Origin of the sequence: Hydrogenovibrio sp. 3SP14C1 (assembly GCF_029625905.1) — a bacterium.
Taxonomy (GTDB): domain Bacteria; phylum Pseudomonadota; class Gammaproteobacteria; order Thiomicrospirales; family Thiomicrospiraceae; genus Hydrogenovibrio.
This window is the reverse complement of sequence record NZ_JARTLM010000234.1, coordinates 1-251: the sequence shown is the minus strand read 5'-3', so window position 1 is coordinate 251 and position 251 is coordinate 1. Positions and strand designations below refer to the sequence as shown.

General features: G+C 61.0%; 1 protein-coding gene. It reads right to left on the bottom strand.

What is annotated here, in order from left to right; translation table 11 throughout:
- A partial coding sequence (locus tag P8629_RS12380) for a hypothetical protein (protein ID WP_278166402.1) occupies positions 1 to 251 on the bottom strand: 251 nt, incomplete at both ends.

The following is a 251-nucleotide window of genomic DNA, read 5'->3' as shown; positions in this document are numbered from 1 at the left end:
AGGGACGCTTCCCAGGCCTGCCCCATCTTCGTCCAGTCAATCGGCGTCTTGGTATAGGGGATAGTGACGTGCAGCGCTTCCGGCGCATAGACCTCCGGCACGCCCTGATCCTTGTACCACTTGATGATATCAGAGGCGTTCTCAACATCGCGTCGCAGGTAAAGGGTGCGCGGGGCCGCGTCCCCGAACCTATTGGGCGCGATAACTGGCTGAGGGTTCTCAAGACCGTTGACCCGGGCTTCAGCAGAGCG